21 protein-coding genes are annotated in these 17,291 nt (G+C 58.7%); 2 read left to right on the top strand and 19 right to left on the bottom strand.

The window, feature by feature from the left end; all coding sequences use genetic code 11:
* Positions 1–3: 3 nt before the first annotated feature.
* The 13 genes from JQR87_RS07090 to ccmA form a co-directional block, all read right to left on the bottom strand.
* Entirely contained in the window at positions 4–1,122 is a 1,119-nt protein-coding gene (locus JQR87_RS07090; RefSeq protein ID WP_407297794.1) for a sensor histidine kinase, read from the bottom strand.
* A gap of 193 nt (positions 1,123–1,315) precedes the next feature.
* The gene (locus JQR87_RS07085; RefSeq protein WP_407291345.1) at positions 1,316–2,785 is read right to left on the bottom strand and encodes a sigma-54 dependent transcriptional regulator; all 1,470 of its coding nucleotides are present in this window, start codon (positions 2,783–2,785) and stop codon (positions 1,316–1,318) included.
* A gap of 314 nt (positions 2,786–3,099) precedes the next feature.
* On the bottom strand, positions 3,100–3,396 hold the full coding sequence (gene fliT, locus JQR87_RS07080; RefSeq protein ID WP_407291347.1) for a flagellar protein FliT: 297 nt from the start codon (positions 3,394–3,396) through the stop codon (positions 3,100–3,102).
* A gap of 126 nt (positions 3,397–3,522) precedes the next feature.
* Positions 3,523–3,954: a hypothetical protein gene (locus tag JQR87_RS07075; protein WP_407291349.1), complete on the bottom strand. Its 432-nt coding sequence runs from the start codon at positions 3,952–3,954 to the stop codon at positions 3,523–3,525.
* A 25-nt stretch (positions 3,955–3,979) separates the two neighbouring features.
* Complete coding sequence (gene ccmI, locus JQR87_RS07070; protein WP_407291350.1) at positions 3,980–5,206, bottom strand: c-type cytochrome biogenesis protein CcmI; 1,227 nt, start codon at positions 5,204–5,206, stop codon at positions 3,980–3,982.
* The gene (locus tag JQR87_RS07065) at positions 5,203–5,676 is read right to left on the bottom strand and encodes a cytochrome c-type biogenesis protein (RefSeq protein WP_407291352.1); all 474 of its coding nucleotides are present in this window, start codon (positions 5,674–5,676) and stop codon (positions 5,203–5,205) included. The genes ccmI and JQR87_RS07065 overlap by 4 nt, the downstream gene beginning before the upstream one ends.
* Complete coding sequence (locus JQR87_RS07060) at positions 5,673–6,203, bottom strand: DsbE family thiol:disulfide interchange protein (RefSeq protein WP_407291354.1); 531 nt, start codon at positions 6,201–6,203, stop codon at positions 5,673–5,675. The genes JQR87_RS07065 and JQR87_RS07060 overlap by 4 nt, the downstream gene beginning before the upstream one ends.
* Positions 6,204–8,177, bottom strand: coding sequence for a heme lyase CcmF/NrfE family subunit (locus JQR87_RS07055; RefSeq protein ID WP_407291355.1), 1,974 nt, complete (start codon positions 8,175–8,177; stop codon positions 6,204–6,206).
* A complete protein-coding gene (gene ccmE / locus JQR87_RS07050) occupies positions 8,174–8,641 on the bottom strand; it encodes a cytochrome c maturation protein CcmE (protein WP_407291357.1) in 468 nt (155 codons plus the stop codon). The genes JQR87_RS07055 and ccmE overlap by 4 nt, the downstream gene beginning before the upstream one ends.
* A complete protein-coding gene (gene ccmD / locus JQR87_RS07045) occupies positions 8,638–8,814 on the bottom strand; it encodes a heme exporter protein CcmD (RefSeq protein WP_407291358.1) in 177 nt (58 codons plus the stop codon). Before ccmD ends, ccmE begins: the two co-directional genes overlap by 4 nt.
* Positions 8,811–9,563 (bottom strand): heme ABC transporter permease, encoded by a 753-nt coding sequence (locus JQR87_RS07040; RefSeq protein WP_407291360.1) that lies wholly within the window; start codon positions 9,561–9,563, stop codon positions 8,811–8,813. Before JQR87_RS07040 ends, ccmD begins: the two co-directional genes overlap by 4 nt.
* A 161-nt stretch (positions 9,564–9,724) precedes the next feature.
* On the bottom strand, positions 9,725–10,396 hold the full coding sequence (gene ccmB / locus JQR87_RS07035; RefSeq protein WP_407291361.1) for a heme exporter protein CcmB: 672 nt from the start codon (positions 10,394–10,396) through the stop codon (positions 9,725–9,727).
* Positions 10,393–11,028 (bottom strand): cytochrome c biogenesis heme-transporting ATPase CcmA, encoded by a 636-nt coding sequence (gene ccmA / locus JQR87_RS07030; RefSeq protein WP_407291363.1) that lies wholly within the window; start codon positions 11,026–11,028, stop codon positions 10,393–10,395. Before ccmA ends, ccmB begins: the two co-directional genes overlap by 4 nt.
* A 135-nt stretch (positions 11,029–11,163) precedes the next feature.
* Between ccmA and JQR87_RS07025 the strand changes: the two genes are divergently transcribed.
* Both JQR87_RS07025 and JQR87_RS07020 read left to right on the top strand, forming a co-directional pair.
* Entirely contained in the window at positions 11,164–12,687 is a 1,524-nt protein-coding gene (locus JQR87_RS07025; RefSeq protein ID WP_407291364.1) for a flagellar hook-length control protein FliK, read from the top strand.
* Entirely contained in the window at positions 12,684–13,007 is a 324-nt protein-coding gene (locus JQR87_RS07020) for an EscU/YscU/HrcU family type III secretion system export apparatus switch protein (RefSeq protein ID WP_407291365.1), read from the top strand. The genes JQR87_RS07025 and JQR87_RS07020 overlap by 4 nt, the downstream gene beginning before the upstream one ends.
* Here the strand turns inward: JQR87_RS07020 and JQR87_RS07015 are convergent.
* The 6 genes from JQR87_RS07015 to motD form a co-directional block, all read right to left on the bottom strand.
* On the bottom strand, positions 12,988–13,428 hold the full coding sequence (locus JQR87_RS07015; protein WP_407291367.1) for a rhodanese-like domain-containing protein: 441 nt from the start codon (positions 13,426–13,428) through the stop codon (positions 12,988–12,990). The genes JQR87_RS07020 and JQR87_RS07015 overlap by 20 nt on opposite strands.
* A 141-nt stretch (positions 13,429–13,569) precedes the next feature.
* Entirely contained in the window at positions 13,570–13,980 is a 411-nt protein-coding gene (locus tag JQR87_RS07010) for a DUF2802 domain-containing protein (protein ID WP_407291368.1), read from the bottom strand.
* Positions 13,981–13,983: 3 nt separating this feature from the next.
* A complete protein-coding gene (locus JQR87_RS07005) occupies positions 13,984–14,463 on the bottom strand; it encodes a chemotaxis protein CheW (protein WP_407291369.1) in 480 nt (159 codons plus the stop codon).
* An 85-nt stretch (positions 14,464–14,548) separates the two neighbouring features.
* The gene (locus JQR87_RS07000; RefSeq protein WP_407291371.1) at positions 14,549–15,373 is read right to left on the bottom strand and encodes a CheW domain-containing protein; all 825 of its coding nucleotides are present in this window, start codon (positions 15,371–15,373) and stop codon (positions 14,549–14,551) included.
* An 86-nt stretch (positions 15,374–15,459) separates the two neighbouring features.
* On the bottom strand, positions 15,460–16,248 hold the full coding sequence (locus JQR87_RS06995) for a ParA family protein (RefSeq protein WP_407291373.1): 789 nt from the start codon (positions 16,246–16,248) through the stop codon (positions 15,460–15,462).
* 89 nt (positions 16,249–16,337) lie between these two features.
* Positions 16,338–17,165 carry a flagellar motor protein MotD gene (motD, locus tag JQR87_RS06990; RefSeq protein ID WP_407291375.1) on the bottom strand — a complete coding sequence of 276 codons (828 nt, stop codon included), beginning with the start codon at positions 17,163–17,165 and terminating at the stop codon, positions 16,338–16,340.
* Positions 17,166–17,291 lie beyond the last annotated feature (126 nt).

Raw genomic sequence — 17,291 nt, 5'->3', positions numbered from 1 at the left:
GTGCTATTCCGCACGTTTAGAAGAGGACACTGAGAGGAGCGGCAAACGCAAGGTCGCGCATGTACCGCGACCCGGCCGAGATCGCAACCCGAACGCACCTGAATGAGCACGCGCGACCGAGTGGACAACTGCCAGGCCGAGACCGGTCCCGGTTGCCCTTGTGGTGAAAAAGGGCTCGCCGAGTCGAGCCAGGGTGGCAGCATCGATACCCGTACCGTTGTCGCTGATACTGATGCGCAGCACACCCTGCCGCCCGTAGAAATGTATTTTCAGCCTTGCGCTGCCATTGACGGATTGGAGCGCATTTTCGATCAGATTGAGCAGTGCGCCGACCAAGGTGTCGCGGTTGCATAGCACCGCGCCTTCCCTTACGTCGCACTGCCAGCGCACGGAAACGCCATCCAGCTTATCTTCAGCTGCGGCACGCAACGCAGCCAGCAGATCGTTCGGGGCCAGGCGGTCTTCAAGCGGCAAGTCGCCGCGAGCGAAAACCAGCATGTCGCGGACCTGGTGCTCCAGCTCGTTGAGTCTATCCTTCAGCCGGCCGGCAAAGCGCTGTTGGTGTTCAGCAGACAGACCTCCCTGCTCGAGGTGGCTGGCATACAGTAGCGCTGTGGACAGTGGGGTGCGGATCTGATGCGCCAATGAGGCGACCATTCGCCCCAACGCTGACAGTCGCTCGTGCCGCGCCAGCTGTTCCTGTAGTCGCCGCGTCTCGGTCAGATCGGTCAGCAGGACCAGCTGTCCAGGCTCACCATTCAAAGACCGCGTGGCGATGGAAACACGCCGGCCATCTCTCAACGATATTTCATGACCATCGTCTCTGCGCGGCGAAAAGCTGCGGCTGATCACCTCGCGCCAGAGCGACCCTTCAAGCGGCGCACCTAGCAGCTCAAGCGCAACCGGATTGGCTTCACGCACAACCCCTTGGCCGTCGATGACGATCACGCCGCCAGGCAACAGATTCAACAGGCTCTGTAACCGGTTGGCTAACCGCTCCTTCTCGTCGAATTCCTGCAAGCGCTGAGCGGCAGTCTCGGCCAACTGATCCCTCAGTTCAGCCACACGAGCGTGTAGCAGCTGCTGGGACTCACCCAATCGGTCAGACATGCGACTGAACATGGCGAGCGACTGCTCAAGCTCACTGCTCGCAGCAGGCTTGACCAGGCTATAGCGGGAATGTGGTGAGCTGATCGCTGAATTCACAGGAACACATATCCGTCAAAAGATGGTCTGTGATGTGAGATTCAGCAAGGATCATGCCGGCATGGCCTGGCAAAGGCGACACGCCGCCTGGTCAGCGGCGTCGGTCGGTTCATTCTTCGAGATCGTCTTCCCGACGGTTCATTCCGTACTTGCGCATCTTCTCGACCAGCGTGGTTCGCCGGACACGTAGTCGCTCTGCGGCTCTCGCTACGACCCCGCCGGCATCGTCGAGCGCCTGCTGGATGAGCCCTTGCTCCAGATTGCCGAGGTAGTCCTTCAGATCAAGCCCCTCAGCCGGCAACATCGCGTGCGCGTCGGCATGAATGATCGGAGCGTTGATCGCCGCACGCTCCTCCATCTCGTCATGCAGACTGCTAGCGTATTGCTCGTCATCATCATCGACATGACGGAATTTCTTTGGCAGCTCCATCACGCCGATCACGCCGTATGGATGCATGATTGCCATGCGCTCGACGAGATTGGCTAGCTCCCGGACGTTGCCCGGCCAGTCGTGACGGCAGAGCGACATGATCGCGGCCGAGTTGAAACGAATAGAGCCGCGTTTCTCATGCTCCATGCGCGAGATGAGTTCATTCATCAACAGCGGAATGTCCTCGATTCGCTCGCGCAATGGGGCCATTTCAATCGGAAAGACGTTAAGCCTGTAATAAAGATCCTCGCGGAAACTGCCATCAACGATCATCTTCTCAAGATCTTTGTGGGTTGCCGCAATGATGCGCACATCGGCATTCTGCGTACGGTTGCTGCCAACGCGCTCGAAGGTACGCTCCTGCAGAACACGCAGCAGCTTGACCTGCATAGGCAGCGGCATGTCGCCGATCTCGTCGAGAAAGAGCGTCCCGCCTTCAGCCAATTCGAAACGGCCTGCCCGAGCCGTGATAGCTCCGGTGAAAGCACCTTTCTCATGGCCGAACAGCTCGCTTTCAAGAAGCTCGGCCGGTATCGCACCGCAGTTGACCGGTACGAAAGGGCCACTGCGTCGTTTGGAATGGTAATGCAGGTTGCGGGCGACCACTTCTTTACCGGTGCCTGATTCACCCAGGATCAGCACGCTAGCTTCGGTATCTGCAACCTGCTGCATCATCTGACGTACATGCTGAACGGCACGACTGGTGCCCACCAGGCTGCGGAACAGGTTCGGTTCGCGCTGCCGTCCACGCGACTTAGCCTTATCGTTCATATCGCGATAGATCTGTGCCCGGTGAAGCGAGTCGAGCAGCTTGTTGTAACTCGGCGGCATCTCGAGACTGGTCAACACACGGTGTCGAATCTCATCAGGCCAGTCAGCCGGAGTGGGCTCTCCGATGAGAAGGAGTGGAAGGTTCTCGTCCCACTTGGTCAATTGCTTGAGCAGCTCCACCGCTCCGCCCTTTGCCGACACATCTCCCAGCATCACCCCGAGTATGCTCTGGCTCGATTCCAACGCATCGACTGCGCCAAGCCATTCGCTGCTGGAGCACGACAAATGATCCTCGCTCACAAAGTTCAGAATGACCGTCAAGTCCCGGCGACGATCCTGATCGTCGTCTATCAACAAAATCTTGGTTTCACGCCACATCTTGTTTATAGCTCTTGAAGCTGAGAGAAAACCTGCGCGCGTCCACGGCAGAGCGACTGCGAAATAGGCAGATAGCCGGTAGTAAATTAAAAAAAAGTGCCCGAGTCAAATTTATGACGTGATTCAACGACAAAACGCCACGGAACGGCGTCTGTCGCTGACACATAACAAACTACAAGAAGTGAGGCGAGCCAGTACCGGTCTGGCGCACCGAAATGGCCCCTTGCACAAGAGGCCAAAGGTATAAAGACCTAGAGCCTGTAACGGAGCGCCCGGGCCTTCGAGGTGTTCAGCAGCTGCGAGCTTTGCTGGGGTTATCCGAACAGTTTGTAAACGTTGACGCCCTGCTGTGACTGATTGAGCTGTATCAGCTCATCAGCTACGCGTCGCTTCTCGTTATGGCAGGCACTGACAAGCTCGCGGTACAGATCGACCAGCTCCTGTAGACGCTGGCCGATAGCGGAGTCATCGTTCCGAGGCTCGGCCATGACAGCTTCGACGACTTGCCGGCACTGCAAATCCAGAACGCTGATGGCCGTCCAGTCATGCTGCGCCATTGCATCGCGAAGCGCGTTGCCGGTTTCTTCAAGGCGTCGTACTGCTGCATTCATGGATTCGCTCCGGATTATCTGGTGACAAGGCTCGAACCGTCACAATTGGTATGTGAAAGGTGGTGCCTGGACCTGTATCGGCAAGCTGTTCATCACCTTTAACCGCAGGTCATAAAAGTCTGCGACTCAATGAAGTCTACGCAGTCCGGTTGGCACGCTGGGCGGAGCGACGGGCTCCCAAGGTCCGCTCGGACGGCCCGCGCAGTACCAGCCATCATCCCAGCGGTAATACAAACGCTCGCGGTAGAACAGGTTCTGCCCCTCCACAACATAGACGCCAAGCCGGTTATCCCAATGCGCAGCGGCATGAGGCGGCGGCGCGTAGCGTGGATGGCTTTTCTGCGTTGCAGGAGGGCGAGGTGCCGGTGGCGTACGTACCGGCGGCGGAGTTGCAACCGGCTCGCGAGGAGGCGAAGACACTGGCGGCGCAGGGGTACGCGTCGGCTCAGAAGCCTGGTACGGGTTGCCAGCACAAGCACCCAGCAGGAGCGCGAACGTCACGATCCCCCCGGTTCTGGACAGGTGACGAAAAACTTCTGAAGCCAGCCCACCGCGCATAATCATTCGCCTCTTGAGCCCTTTGTCAGGGCGATACAGGTTGATCGATAGTCAGCTTGGTCGCACCTTTATCAGCTGTAGCGAGCGGCTCGCTATTGCCTTGCCACTCACCGCGAGTAGCGTTCCCGTCTCGGGATATGCGAGCGAACAATCTGACCTGTTCGAAGTTTGACAATCGAAGCTGCGGCGTCATTGCATCCTCGTCGCTCAGCTGCACGGTGGCGGGCAGGTCGGCAACGGTCAGACGCTTCACGGCCAACGGCATGGGCGGGCCCGATAGCGCCCGCGCAAACACGAACACGGTATCGGTGGGTTGTACCTTGTCAGCTAGCTCGGTGCCTAACTGCACTTCGACCGTCAAGCCGGCGTTGGCCTCGCTCGGAGTCGAGGCCGCCTCGCCCGCCGGATTCGTGGTGTTCGCAGAATCCGGGGCACCGATCTGCTCGCGCGCCCGGGCAATACCGCCCTGAATGGCCTCACGCGACGGATCCTCGGCAGGCAACGTTGCGACTAGCTGCTCCCAGAACCCTATTGCCTCTTCGAAACGTTCATCTTCGTACGCGGCAATACCCAACAATCCCAGACTGGTGACTTCGTGGGGATCACCACGGAGTGCTTCATCGGTCAGTTGCTGCAGCTGCCCGGTCCACTGGCGGTTGCCCGCGAAATACAACGCCTGCGCCCATTGCCCGAGGAGTTCAGGCTGGCGACCCACCAGCTTTACGACCTGCTCGTAAGCGGCCGCGGCATCCCCGGGACGCTCCTGGTTCATATAGGTTCGGGCAAGGAAATACCATGCCTCCGAGGATTCGGGCTGAGCCTTTACCGCGCGCTCCAGGCGCCCGACCATTTCTTCCATCGTGCCGGGCTGCTGTTTGAATTCCCGCGCTAATTGCAGTGTGTCGCTTGCGCCCCAATGGAGATACATACCAAAGCCGAACAATGGAACGAGAATAGCGGCAATTAGCGGCACGGAGCGGCCGAGATGGCTGTTGCGCCGAGACACGGCGCCCTCGGTATCATCGAGCAGCTCGCGTGCTGCGTCGGCACGCCCAGCCTCGAACTGTTCCGCTGTCAGCGTACCGGCCGATTGCTGAGTGGCAAGCTCCTGGAGCCGCTCCTGATACAGCACTACATTTAGCGCAGTCCGATCCTCTTCAGCCTGGCTGCGACGGCCACGCAACAGCGGCACCAGCAGAAATGCCAGTGCGGCCAGCGCTAACAGGCCGGCCCCTATCCATAAATCGATCATGGTTCTTTTCTATCCAACAACGCGGCGAGGCGGGTGCGCTCAGCCTCGGAAAGTGTGCTTGATGCAGGGTCAGCGGACCCACGACGGCGACGCATCAACAGGAACGCCAGCACGCCGAATCCAATGACCAACAAAACGACCGGTCCATACCAGAGCACCAGTGTCTTGGCGTTAACCGGTGGCTTGTACCGAACGAAATCGCCGTAACGGGCGACCAGATATTCGACGATCTGCTCGTTGCTCTGACCTTCTTCCAGCATCCGGTAGATTTCGCGGCGCAAGTCCATCGCGATGGGCGCGTTGGAGTCTGCGATATTTTGGTTCTGGCACTTGGGGCAGCGCAGTTCCTCAACCAGGGTGCGGTAACGTTCGCGTTCAGCTTCGTTCTTGAACTCGTAGGCATCGATTGCTGCCGACGCGCTGGCGGCAAGACCTAGCGTCAGCAGAACTACCTGGATCAGCTGCTTCATTCGTCCACCAGTTCCTGATAGAGCGCGGCGAGCTGTTCTCGCCAGACGCGCTCATCGATAACGCCGACATATTTGTGACGGATGATGCCCTGCTTGTCGACGAGGAAGGTTTCGGGGGCGCCATATACACCCAGGTCCAGTCCCAGGCTACCTTCCTCGTCGCGAATGTTCAGGCGATAGGGATCGTGGAAGTCCGCCAACCACTTCTGCGCCGCCGCATTATCATCCTTGTAATTCACACCATGGATGACAACACCTTGCTCAGCTAGCTTGTTGAGAACAGGGTGTTCGACCTTACAGGCGACGCACCAGGTTGCCCACACATTGACCAGCGCTGCCTTGCCCTTGATGTCCTCTTCGCTAACCAACCGCTGCGGGTCCTCCACCGAAGGCAGGGAGAACGATGGCAGCGGCTTTCCGATAAGCGCGGATGGCAGCTCGGTAGGATCCAGGAACAAACCCCGATAAAGGAAGACGGCGATTAGCAGGAAGATCGCCAGAGGCAGCAACATCAGTAATCTTTTCATTCAGGCTCCTTGTTGTGCCATGCCGAGCGCCTCGCGTACACGGGTCTTGACCTTAACCCGGTAACGCTTATCACTCACCGATAGCATGCCGCCGATAGACATCAGCAGAGCGCCCAACCAGATCCAGCGAACGAACGGCTTTATATGAACCCTGACCGCCCAGGCGCCGTCCTCCAGAGGCTCACCTAACGCGACGTAGAGATCCCGGGTAAAGCCTGCATCAATGCCAGCTTCGGTCATTGGCATCTGCTGCACGGTATACAGCCGTTTTTCCGGGTGCAATGTCGCCACCTGTTTATCACCCTCGAAAACGCGGATGGTGCCCTTGTCGGACGTGAAGTTGGGGCCGTCGAAATGCTTGGCGCCGTCGAATACGAAGCTGTACCCGCCCAGCTGTAGCGACTCCCCAGGAGCCAGACGCAGGTCACGCTCGTCACTCTGGAGGCTCGTCAATACGATGCCCAGCGCGCACATCACTAAGCCGAAATGCGCAAGCTGCATGCCCCAATAACTGGGTGTCAGGGTACGCAGACCTTTGATAAGACCTTTGTGGCGGGTCTTATCGAGGATGTCGCGCACTCCCGCACTCACCACCCAGACGGCAAGCAGGCAGACGGCTAACACTGCCCAATGAAAATCGCCGAAGAGCATCGAGCCCAAACCACCCAGAACCGCGCTGGTGATCAGAACAGGCGTCAGCATGCCCATCAGCCACTTCACCGGTGTGTCTTTCCAACGGACCAGCACACCCACACCAAGCGCGAGCATCAGCGCGCCCATGATCGGCATGAACATCGCGTTGAAATAAGGGGGACCGACCGACAGCTTGGTGTCGAACAGCGCATCGAGCAGCAACGGATACAAAGTACCCAACAGGATCATGGACGTTGCAACGACCAGCAGCAGGTTGTTGACCAGCAGCAGCGTCTCCCGTGACCAGAGCCCAAACCCGATCTGGCTCTTCACCACCGGTGCACGCAGGGCAAACAGAGTGAGCGAGCCGCCAATCACCAACAAGAGAAAAGCCAGGATGAAGACGCCACGCGCGGGGTCGGTGGCGAAGGCGTGTACGGACGTGAGCACCCCGGAACGGACCAAGAACGTACCGAGCAAGCTGAGCGAGAACGCGGCGATAGCCAACAGCACGGTCCAGCTCTTGAACACGCCCCGCTTTTCCGTCACCGCCAGCGAATGAATCAACGCGGTGCCCACCAGCCACGGCATAAAGGATGCGTTCTCTACCGGATCCCAGAACCACCAGCCGCCCCAACCCAGCTCGTAATAGGCCCACCAGGAACCCAGGGCGATTCCAATCCCGAGAAACGCCCAGGCAATCAACGTCCAGGGGCGCGACCAACGCGCCCAGGCAGCATCGAGGCGGCCTCCCAACAGCGCGGCAATGGCAAATGCGAAAGCAACCGAAAATCCGACATAGCCCATATAGAGCATAGGTGGATGTACCACCAGGCCGAAATCCTGAAGAAGCGGATTGAGGTCCTGCCCGTCCGTTGGTGCCTGCGGTAGCAACCGCTCGAACGGGTTTGATGTAAGGATGAGGAACAGTAGAAAACCGATGCTGATCAGCCCCATGACACCCAGTACACGTGCGAGCATGTCCTCGGGCAACTGGCGCGAAAAGATCGCTACCGCGAAGGTCCAGCCAGCCAGAATGAACGCCCACAGCAACAAGGAACCTTCGTGCGCCCCCCATACCGCGCTGAACTTGTAGTACCAGGGCAAGGTGCTGTTGGAATTCTGCGCCACGTAGGCGACGGAGAAGTCATCCACCATGAACGCGTAGGTAAGGCAGGCGAAAGAAAACGCCAGAAAGGAAAACTGACCCCAAGCGGCCGGTTGCGCCAGGCCCATCCACAGGCGGTCGCCCCGCCAGGCCCCGATAAGCGGCAGCGTACCCTGAACCACGGCCAGACACAGCGCCAGAATCATTGCCAAATGGCCAAGCTCAGGGATCATTTCGCATACTCCTGCTCGGTACCAACATAGGGTTTGCTTTTGCCGCTTTTTTCCAACGCTGCAGTGACCTCCGGCGGCATGTAGTTTTCGTCATGCTTGGCCAGCACTTCGTCTGCGACCAGCACACCATCAGCATTAACACGCCCCAAGGCCACGATGCCCTGCCCTTCGCGAAACAGGTCGGGAAGAATTCCCTGATACTGAATGGTGACCGCTTCGGCATAGTCAGTGACTCGGAAGCTCACAGTCAGTGAGTCTTTGTCGCGTTGCACCGAGCCCTCTTCAACCATACCGCCGGCACGAATGCGTGTGCCTTCGGGCGCTTCGCCTGCAGCGATCTGTGTCGGTGTGTAGAACAGGTTGATGTTTTCTTGCAGGGCAGACAGTGCCAGCGTTACCGCGATACCGACACCCGCCAGAATCGCCAGAACGATGAACAGACGCTTCTTGCGCACAGGATTCACTTCATTTCCTCCCGGCGCAAACGACGCGCCTCGTCTTGCAGATAACGCCGACGCGCCATGACTGGCAGCGCTACGTTGAGAATCAGAACTGCCAGGCTGATGCCATAGGACGTCCAGACGTACAGGCCATGGGTCCCCATGGCGACGAACTCCGAAAACGACGAAAAACTCATGCTTTACCTACCAGTTTTTGCACTTCCGCCTTGACCCAACTGCTTCTGGATTCCCGGCGTAGCACCTCGAGGCGCATACGCATCAGCAGAACCGCCGCAAAGAAGCAGTAGAAGCCCAGCACCATCACCAGCAGAGGCAGCCACATTTCGGCCGGCATGGCAGGCTTTTCCGTTACGGAGAAGGTGGCCGGTTGGTGGAGCGTATTCCACCACTCGACTGAATACTTGATGATCGGGATGTTCACCACGCCGACAATGGCGAGCACGGCACAGGCCTTGGCCGCACTGTCGCGATTGGTGATGGCCTGCCCCAGGGCAATGATCCCGAAATACAGAAAAAGCAAAATCAGCATCGACGTCAGACGGGCATCCCAGACCCACCAGGCGCCCCAGGTGGGTTTGCCCCATACCGCGCCGGTAACAAGAGCAATGAAGGTCATCCAGGCGCCAATTGGCGCAGCCTGCTGCAGGGCTACATCGGCCAGTTTCATTTTCCAAACCAGACCGACCAGCCCAGCGACCGCTAGCATCACGTAAATGGATTGCGCCAGAAACGCAGCCGGAACGTGGATATAGATGATGCGGAAGCTATTGCCCTGCTGGTAATCCGGTGGCGCGAACGCGAGCCCCCAGACCAACCCGACACCTATCAACACCAACGCCGCCCAGGCTAACCAGGGTAGCCAGCGACTGCTGATGCCATAGAACCACTTCGGTGATCCAAGCTTGTGGAACCAAGTCCAGTTCATAGAGCCTGCCCCTTACCCACTACTTTGGCATGGGCCGATACTGCGCCGAAACGAAGGGATAGCGTGTTGCCCGGGATCAGCGAACTCATCGTTGTCATGCCCACTCGTCTCATATTGGCGATTTGCGTTCCGCTACTGGATAGAAACATTGGGCGAATCCGTTATTCGCCGACGCTGATTTTCAGGCCGGCCGCTATTGCAAAGGGCGTCAAGGTGACTGCCAGAGCAGTCAGACTGGAAAGCCATAGTAGGTAACCGAGCGCAGGCAACCCCTGTAGCGCTGCCTGTAATGCCCCGCTGCCGAGGATCAGAACAGGGATGTAGAGCGGGAGGATGAGCAGCGCCAGCAGCAGCCCTCCGCGCTTGAGGCCGACAGTCAGAGCAGCCCCGACGGCACCTAGCAGACTCAGAACCGGTGTACCCAGCAGCAACGACATCAACAATACGGGTAGTACACTCACAGGCATCCCAAGCATCAGTCCCAGCAGCGGAGCCAGCAGCACCAGCGCCAGGCCGGAGAACATCCAGTGTGCCAGCACTTTGGCGAGCACCAGAAGCGCCAAGGGGTGCGGCGAAACGACCCACTGCTCGAGAGAACCATCCTCGAAGTCGCTGCGAAACAGCCCGTCCAATGAGAGCAGCACGGCCAACAACGCAGCGACCCAAATCAACCCTGGGGAAATGGTCTGTAACAGTTGGGACTCCGGGCCGACCGCTAATGGAAACAGCGCAATGACGATGGCGAAGAACACCAATGGATTGGCCAGCTCCGCCGGCCGGCGAAATAACAAGCGGCTCTCACGTGCCAGCAACAGTGTGAAGACGTTGCTCATGCGGCTCGCTGCCCCAGATCGATCTGACGGAAGCCCGCCGGCATCTCTACGAGAGAATGATGCGTCGTCAGCACGACCATGCCGCCTTGCTCGCAATGAGCCGCCAGATGATGTTCGAGCTGGCCCACGCCGCCTTTGTCGAGGGCCGTGAATGGCTCATCGAGAATCCACAAGGGCGGCGGCGACAGATACAGACGGGCCAGACCAACGCGCCGCTGCTGCCCAGCGGAAAGCGTATGGCAAGGGACATCCTCGAACCCACGCAGCCCTACGGCATCCAGCGCTTGCCAGATCGCATCCCGGGTTGCAGGCTGATGCAAGGCGCACAGCCAGGACAGGTTTTCTTCAGCGCTGAGCAGGCCCTTTATTCCCGCGGCGTGACCGATCCACAGCAGATTACGAGCCAACTCGCCGCGCTGGCTTTCCAGCGACTGCCCCTTAAGCAGAACCTCTCCGGAGGTCGGCTGCATCAGGCCTGACAACAACCGCAGCAGGCTGGTCTTGCCACTGCCGTTGGGGCCGGCGATCTGCAACATTTCCCCTTTGACCAGCTGCAGGTCTAACCTTTCGAACAGCAGACGCCAGTCCCGTTCGCAGGAAAGCGCTACAGTTTCAAGAAAGGGGCTGGACACGCTAGGGCTACCTCAAGATGGAAGGAGCCCGGCCGCTACATCGTCATCGTCATCGAACGGGCGGCGGAATTATACATGCCGAACCCTGGCGCCAAAGACCACAACGTCGAAAGGTTGTAAGAGCATTTAAGTAAGATGACCGAGATCAAAAGCACCCAGTCAATTCCCGCCTCTGGCCCAGCTCGACCGGCAATGGCGCCAGCTGACCTTGCGTTGAAATTGCTTCAGCCTATGCAGGGGTTGCTTAGCGCGGGGGAGACTGCCGAGGCGGAAGTCATCAGCATCAAGGAGGCGCTGCAAAGCTTTCAGCTGACGCTGCGCCTCACCCTGGCCAACGGGCGCCAGGCAACAATCGAGACCAACAGCCCTAAAACGGCTGCCCCTGGGGCAGCCCTGCTCGTCACCGCCGTGTCCGACTCACGCCTGATGGCCGCTTTGCAGCCCGGTAATCGCCAGCCTCAAAGCACCATAGACCTGACCCAACTGCCCGTCGGCAGCGTTGTACAGGGAAAGGTAACGGCAAGCCAGCAGACCCAACAGGACGGCAAGGTGCTGTTCAAAGTGGTCATCAGCCTGCTCAATTCACCGGTTGCTGGACAGAAACTCAACATCGAATCGGCCGTGCCGCTCGCACCCGGAAGCTTGATTACGGCTCGTGTACAGGGGGACCAGTCGCTGGTTTTCATGCCCCTCAGTGGTCGTCTCGATGAGCTTGCACTGGGCCAGCAACTGACTGCACAGCATGCGCGTCAGGGCTCGCTTGAAGGATTATTCGGCGCGCTTGGGTCCAACTCGGCGCTGCCCGAGCAGCTACGCGGTGCAGCCGAGCGCCTGCTTGGTCTGGTACCAGACATGCAACAGCTTGGTGATGCCAAAACCTTGGCACAAGCACTGGCGCGTAGCGGGATCTTTATGGAGAGCAGCCTCCTCCTCGGCCAGGAAAACGACCTGCCGAGGGATATGAAAGCCGCCCTGCTCCGTCTGATTGCCCAGCTGCCGGGGTTGCCGGGCGGCGGGGCGCTGGCAGCTGCACAAACAGGTGCAACGCTCGGTCTGGCATTGCCAGCCTTTGCGCGTAGCGCCCTCGGGGCGCTCGGTCAGCCGAACCTTCGACAGCAGGCACAGAGTTTCCCACTGCCAAGCCGGCTATTGCCCAGTACGGATGACGAGAACGATTTGGAAGCGCTGCTGAAACTGGCGGCAGCTGCAGTGTCACGACTACAGACACATCAACTGTCGAGTCTCGCCCAGACCCAGACCAGCCCGGACGGCACCCAAGTCACGACTTGGCAAATCGAGGTACCGATGCGCGACCAGCGCGATATCGTCCCGCTGCAACTGAAGTTCCAGCGTGAAGAGGAGCCTCAGCAAAGCCACAAGGAAAAGCCCGAAACCCTCTGGAAAGTCGAACTCGCTTTCGATGTTGCACCCCTCGGCCCTCTGCAGGTGCAGGCACAACTGCTGCAAGGCAGCCTCTCAAGTCAAATATGGGCGGAAAAAAGTCGCACCGCCGACCTGATCGCTGCTGAGCTGGATCATCTTCGTCAGCGCCTGGTCACGGCCGGGCTCAATGTCGGCGAGCTCGCATGCAGACAGGGCACGCCACCGCAGGGTCCCCGGACCTCGTTGGACCAACGCTTTGTGGATGAGACCGCATGACCGCAAACACACCACGCCAAGCCATCGCGCTGACCTATGACGGCGCTACCGCCCCCACACTGTCTGCCAAAGGTGACGATGAATTGGCCGAAGCGATACTGGCCATCGCTCGCGAGCATGATGTACCTATCTATGAAAATGCCGAACTGGTGAAACTGCTGGCACGACTGGAGCTGGGCGACGCAATTCCCGAAGCGCTTTACCGGACTATCGCCGAGATCATTGCCTTCGCCTGGTATCTGAAAGGCAAATGCCCGCCAGGCTTTGGCACGCAACAGGAGGCTTCGACCTTTCCACGGCTCAATGGGCCTGAGCATTGAGGGTCGTAATGCCCCCCACGCGGTCTTTTTCCTGGGGATAATCAGCCAGCATCCAAGCGAAATACCCTTCTCGGAAATAAAAGACCTGCTGGTATCCCCATGCAACGGCAAGACGAGCCGCCTCGGCACTGGCCGGACAGACTTCGCTGTTGCAATAGACAACAAGGGGCACGCTTCTTGGCCATTCTCGCTGTGACAGTCCGGCGAAGTTGTGTGCCAGGCTGAGGTGAACTGCGCCTTTCACATGTCCCCAGGCCCACTCGCGCCTCGGCCGCACATCAATGAACACCGCGCCAAGAAGGTGAAGCTGCCGAGCCTGATGCACATTGACGGTCATCGCACCGTCGACCTGTGCGGGCGCTTCCGCTGCACAGAGCCAAGCGGGGCTCGCCAGCAGACACAGCATTAGAATGCGCAGCATCACATCCTCCTTGCCCAATCTCGGGCACAGGCTTGCGCCAGACATGGCAAACCTTGTCCAGTTTGGAGGAAGCATTAATTAGATCGTTCACTGTTACGGCCAAGGCCGCGCTTCGCTGCACCGCAACGACAGACGTCTGGACTAATCCGAGCGGCGCGTTTGATAGAGCTTGCGCATCAACTCGGCTTCGGATTGCGACAGGCCGCAGGATTGCGTCAGATCATCGACGCTGGCACCCATCCCGACCAGCTTGGCAGCCTGAGAGAAGGAGAAGTTGTTGATATCGCGCTGTTCGAGCTGGCTCAGCTTTTCGGGCAACGGAGCAACGATGCGCGAGAGCTCGTGCAGCTCATTGCCCATGCGGACGTTGCTTTCCAGATAGTTATCAAGGCGGGTTCCGAGTGCTTTGATGCGTTTATCACGGGTAGCGTCTTCCCGCGCTTGTGTGTCTGCCTGCTGCCGCTGACGGCGGAACAGCCAGATACAGCAGCCAAGCAATGCCAGGCAGCACACAGCAAGCGCGACGACCGCCGCTACCAGCGACGCAATCATGTCTCAGATACTCTCAAGTTCCGCCCATTCTTCTTCGCTCATCATCTTGTCCAGTTCGACAAGAATCAGCAGCTCGTTGTTCTTGTTGCATACGCCCTGGATAAATTTGGCGGATTCGTCGTTGCCAACGTTCGGTGCCGTTTCAATTTCCGACTGGCGCAAATAGACCACTTCGGCGACGCTGTCGACCAGAATGCCGACGACCTGGCGATCGGCTTCGATGATAACGACACGGGTATTGTCCGACACAGGCGCTGTGTCGAGCCCGAAGCGCTGGCGCGTATCGATCACGGTAACAACGTTGCCACGCAGATTGATGATACCAAGCACATAGCTTGGCGCACCCGGCACCGGAGCGATTTCGGTATAGCGCAGCACTTCCTGGACCTGCATCACATTGATGCCATAGGTCTCGTTATCCAGTCGGAAGGTTACCCACTGCAGGACCGGATCATCGGAACCCTGTGCGGAAGTCGTCTTCATAGCCCCACCTCTTCATATACCGCAACGGCGGTTGATTCTATCGATTACTCGAGGCGCTTACGTGCCCCTCAGTTTGTTCAGTTCGTTACGACGGCACGCCTTTAAGGTGTCGAGTCGCACCGCTGGCGATCAGCTCTGCAAGCGCGGCCACGTCCACCAGCGCACACATATGGTCGATCACCGTCCCGGCGAGCCACGGCCGCTGGGTGCGTTGACTGCGCCACTTTACTTCCTTCGGGTCCAGACGAATCGAGCGACTGACCTGATGCACCGCCAGCCCCCACTCGTACCCCTGTACTGAAATCACGTACTGAAGTCCTTCGCGGAAATCGTCGCGGTACCGCTCAGCCATGACCCAGCGTGCAGTGTCCAACACCTTTAGATTGCCAGCCTGGCTCGGCAATATGCCGAGGAACCATGAGGGCTGGCCGAAAAGAGGTGTCAGGTCCTGCCCGGCAAGCGAATAAATCGAGCCAAGGCTGACCAAGGGTACCGCCAGCGTCAGTCCGGCCACATCGAACAAGAGGCATTCGAAAGGCTCCTCACCCCACTCCGGCTGGCTGCCACGCTGTGCTGGCGGACCGTTGGGCGTTTGCGCTAGCGAGTCGAAGTTGGCAATCGGCTCTACAGGGGCCGGCGGCGCCACTACAGGTCGTTCAGGCGGCAATTCGAGCAACGCCTGCGGCTCGTCTACCACCGGTACGACAATTGGCGCGGGCTCAGGCTGAACCACCTGACGCAACGGAACCACTCGCTGAATATCGCGCTGCTGCTCTTCGAGCACGGCAGCCTGAAACTCATCGGCACTGACCGATTCGGTCAACCCGATTACGGCTTCCTGCAACAACGCGTCGAGGTACGACTGCAGCGTCTGTTGCGACCGGCTTTCTTTTAGAACGGTACGGCTCATGAAACCAACTCGTGCGAACCCACTGGATAGGCTATCGGCCGCACCCCGGCCGAACTTGAACCCTGAACAAGCCCGTACGTCGTCATTCAGGCCACCTGCGGCGAGGCTTGTGCAGCCAGCAGCGTCTTGAGCAGCGCGCGATAGGCGATGACCCCGCGGCTATTTGGATCGTGCTGAGACGGCGTAACGCCGGCGCGACTGGCATCGCGCAAGCGGGTATCGATTGGAATGAAGGCTTGCCAGAGGTTGTCCTGGTAGTTGTTGCGCAGAACCTTGAGTGTATTCATCGAAGCCTGGGTCCGACGGTCAAACATGGTTGGCACTATGGTGTACGGCAAAGCCTGCCGACGCGACCGGTTGATCATGCTCAGCGTGCTGACCATACGTTCCAGACCCTTCATTGCCAGGAATTCGGTCTGTACCGGGATCACAAGTTGCTGACTCGCGGCCAGCGCATTGACCATCAACACGCCGAGCAATGGCGGGCTATCGATGATCGCATAATCGAAATCCTGCCAGAGCTGCGAAAGGCTCTTGGCGATCACCAGGCCGAGGCCGTTCTGACCAGGGGACTGACGTTCCAGCGTTGCCAGAACCGTACTGGAAGGCAACAAGGCAATGCGTTCATGACTGGTCGGCAACAGCAATTGCCAGGGCAGCCCCTCCGGAACCGTGCCCTGATGCTGAAATAGATCGAAAACGCTGCGATCGAGATTGTCCGGATCATGCCCGAAATAGCTTGTCATCGAGCCATGAGGATCGAGATCAAGCGCCACGACCCGCTTGCCAGAATCGGCCAGCAGCCCGGCAAGTGCAATGGAGGTCGTGGTCTTACCCACACCACCCTTCTGATTGGCAACAGCCCAGACTCTCATAACTCTTTATCCATCCGGATCGAACCAGACCGGGAACGGCCGTATCGGCATGGCCGATGACGAAGAATTGACGACACCGCGCGCGGCACCTAACGAACAGAGGCAGCAGCACGTTGCGTGCCAGATTGCCCAGACACGTCAACAGGACGGGCATTGCCACTTCCCACACCACTCACACTACGGCGAACATCGAGATTACGGGAAATCACCAGAATCACCCTGCGATTGCGCGCCCTGCCCTCAGCAGTGGAATTGTCAGCGATCGGCTGAAACTCGCCATAACCCACTGCAGCCAAGCGTGACGGATCAACGCCATCAGCGGCCAGCATCCGCACCACACTGCCGGCGCGGGCCGCAGACAGCTCCCAGTTGGTCGGAAATTTCGCAGTGTTGATAGGCAGGTTGTCGGTAAACCCTTCCACATGAATCGGATTATCGAAAGGCGCCAAAATCCCGGCAACCTTCTCCAACAGATAGAACGCATGGTCGTTGGGCAACGCATCGCCGCTGGGGAACAGCAAGCTTGAGTTCAGCTCAATTTCGATCCAAAGCTCATTGCCCCGCACAGTGATCTGCTTTGAATCAATTAGATCGGCAAAGACCGTCTGCATGCTTTGCATGATGCTTTGCAGCGGATCAATCGCTTGCTCGGACTGTTGTGACTGATCGAACTGAGACACATCCGCCTGCGTGGTGCGCGGTCGCTCTTCACCTATTGGAATAGGCTTGACCGCGCGATCGACCTGATTGAACACGCCGACCAACGAATCGGACAGTATCTTGTACTTCCCTTCGTTGAGCGACGAAATGGAGTACATCACCACGAAGAACGCAAACAGCAGCGTGATGAAATCGGCGTAGGAGACCAACCAACGTTCATGGTTTTCAGGCTCTTCATGCGTACGGCGACGGGCCATGTCAGTTGCCTTCAGATGATAGTGAAAACCCCGTCAGGCACTCGAACACGGCGCGTCGGCAGATCGTTTTTGCTAGAGCCTTAACCATCATCTTCCCCGGGGAGCGCAGCGCCAAGCGTACGGTCC

The organism is Stutzerimonas stutzeri, assembly GCF_051028275.1.
GTDB lineage: Bacteria > Pseudomonadota > Gammaproteobacteria > Pseudomonadales > Pseudomonadaceae > Stutzerimonas > Stutzerimonas stutzeri_AS.
This window is presented reverse-complemented; position numbering and strand designations above follow the sequence as displayed.

Bases quoted from the DNA above. Each gene is read 5' to 3' on its own strand.
- JQR87_RS07010 (WP_407291368.1), bottom strand. From the start codon at position 13,980: ATGATTGCGTCGCTGGTAGCGGCGGTCGTCGCGCTTGCTGTGTGCTGC.
- ccmD (WP_407291358.1), bottom strand. From the start codon at position 8,814: ATGAGTTTTTCGTCGTTTTCGGAGTTCGTCGCCATGGGGACCCATGGC.
- JQR87_RS07075 (WP_407291349.1), bottom strand. From the start codon at position 3,954: ATGCGCGGTGGGCTGGCTTCAGAAGTTTTTCGTCACCTGTCCAGAACC.
- JQR87_RS07005 (WP_407291369.1), bottom strand. From the start codon at position 14,463: ATGAAGACGACTTCCGCACAGGGTTCCGATGATCCGGTCCTGCAGTGG.
- JQR87_RS07065 (WP_407291352.1), bottom strand. From the start codon at position 5,676: ATGAAGCAGCTGATCCAGGTAGTTCTGCTGACGCTAGGTCTTGCCGCC.
- JQR87_RS07055 (WP_407291355.1), bottom strand. From the start codon at position 8,177: ATGATCCCTGAGCTTGGCCATTTGGCAATGATTCTGGCGCTGTGTCTG.
- fliT (WP_407291347.1), bottom strand. From the start codon at position 3,396: ATGAATGCAGCAGTACGACGCCTTGAAGAAACCGGCAACGCGCTTCGC.
- JQR87_RS07015 (WP_407291367.1), bottom strand. From the start codon at position 13,428: ATGCTGCGCATTCTAATGCTGTGTCTGCTGGCGAGCCCCGCTTGGCTC.
- JQR87_RS07025 (WP_407291364.1), top strand. From the start codon at position 11,164: ATGACCGAGATCAAAAGCACCCAGTCAATTCCCGCCTCTGGCCCAGCT.
- JQR87_RS07020 (WP_407291365.1), top strand. From the start codon at position 12,684: ATGACCGCAAACACACCACGCCAAGCCATCGCGCTGACCTATGACGGC.
- JQR87_RS07000 (WP_407291371.1), bottom strand. From the start codon at position 15,373: ATGAGCCGTACCGTTCTAAAAGAAAGCCGGTCGCAACAGACGCTGCAG.
- ccmI (WP_407291350.1), bottom strand. From the start codon at position 5,206: ATGATCGATTTATGGATAGGGGCCGGCCTGTTAGCGCTGGCCGCACTG.
- JQR87_RS07040 (WP_407291360.1), bottom strand. From the start codon at position 9,563: ATGAACTGGACTTGGTTCCACAAGCTTGGATCACCGAAGTGGTTCTAT.
- motD (WP_407291375.1), bottom strand. From the start codon at position 17,165: ATGGCCCGTCGCCGTACGCATGAAGAGCCTGAAAACCATGAACGTTGG.
- JQR87_RS07085 (WP_407291345.1), bottom strand. From the start codon at position 2,785: ATGTGGCGTGAAACCAAGATTTTGTTGATAGACGACGATCAGGATCGT.
- JQR87_RS07090 (WP_407297794.1), bottom strand. From the start codon at position 1,122: ATGTTCAGTCGCATGTCTGACCGATTGGGTGAGTCCCAGCAGCTGCTA.
- JQR87_RS07060 (WP_407291354.1), bottom strand. From the start codon at position 6,203: ATGAAAAGATTACTGATGTTGCTGCCTCTGGCGATCTTCCTGCTAATC.
- ccmB (WP_407291361.1), bottom strand. From the start codon at position 10,396: ATGAGCAACGTCTTCACACTGTTGCTGGCACGTGAGAGCCGCTTGTTA.
- JQR87_RS06995 (WP_407291373.1), bottom strand. From the start codon at position 16,248: ATGAGAGTCTGGGCTGTTGCCAATCAGAAGGGTGGTGTGGGTAAGACC.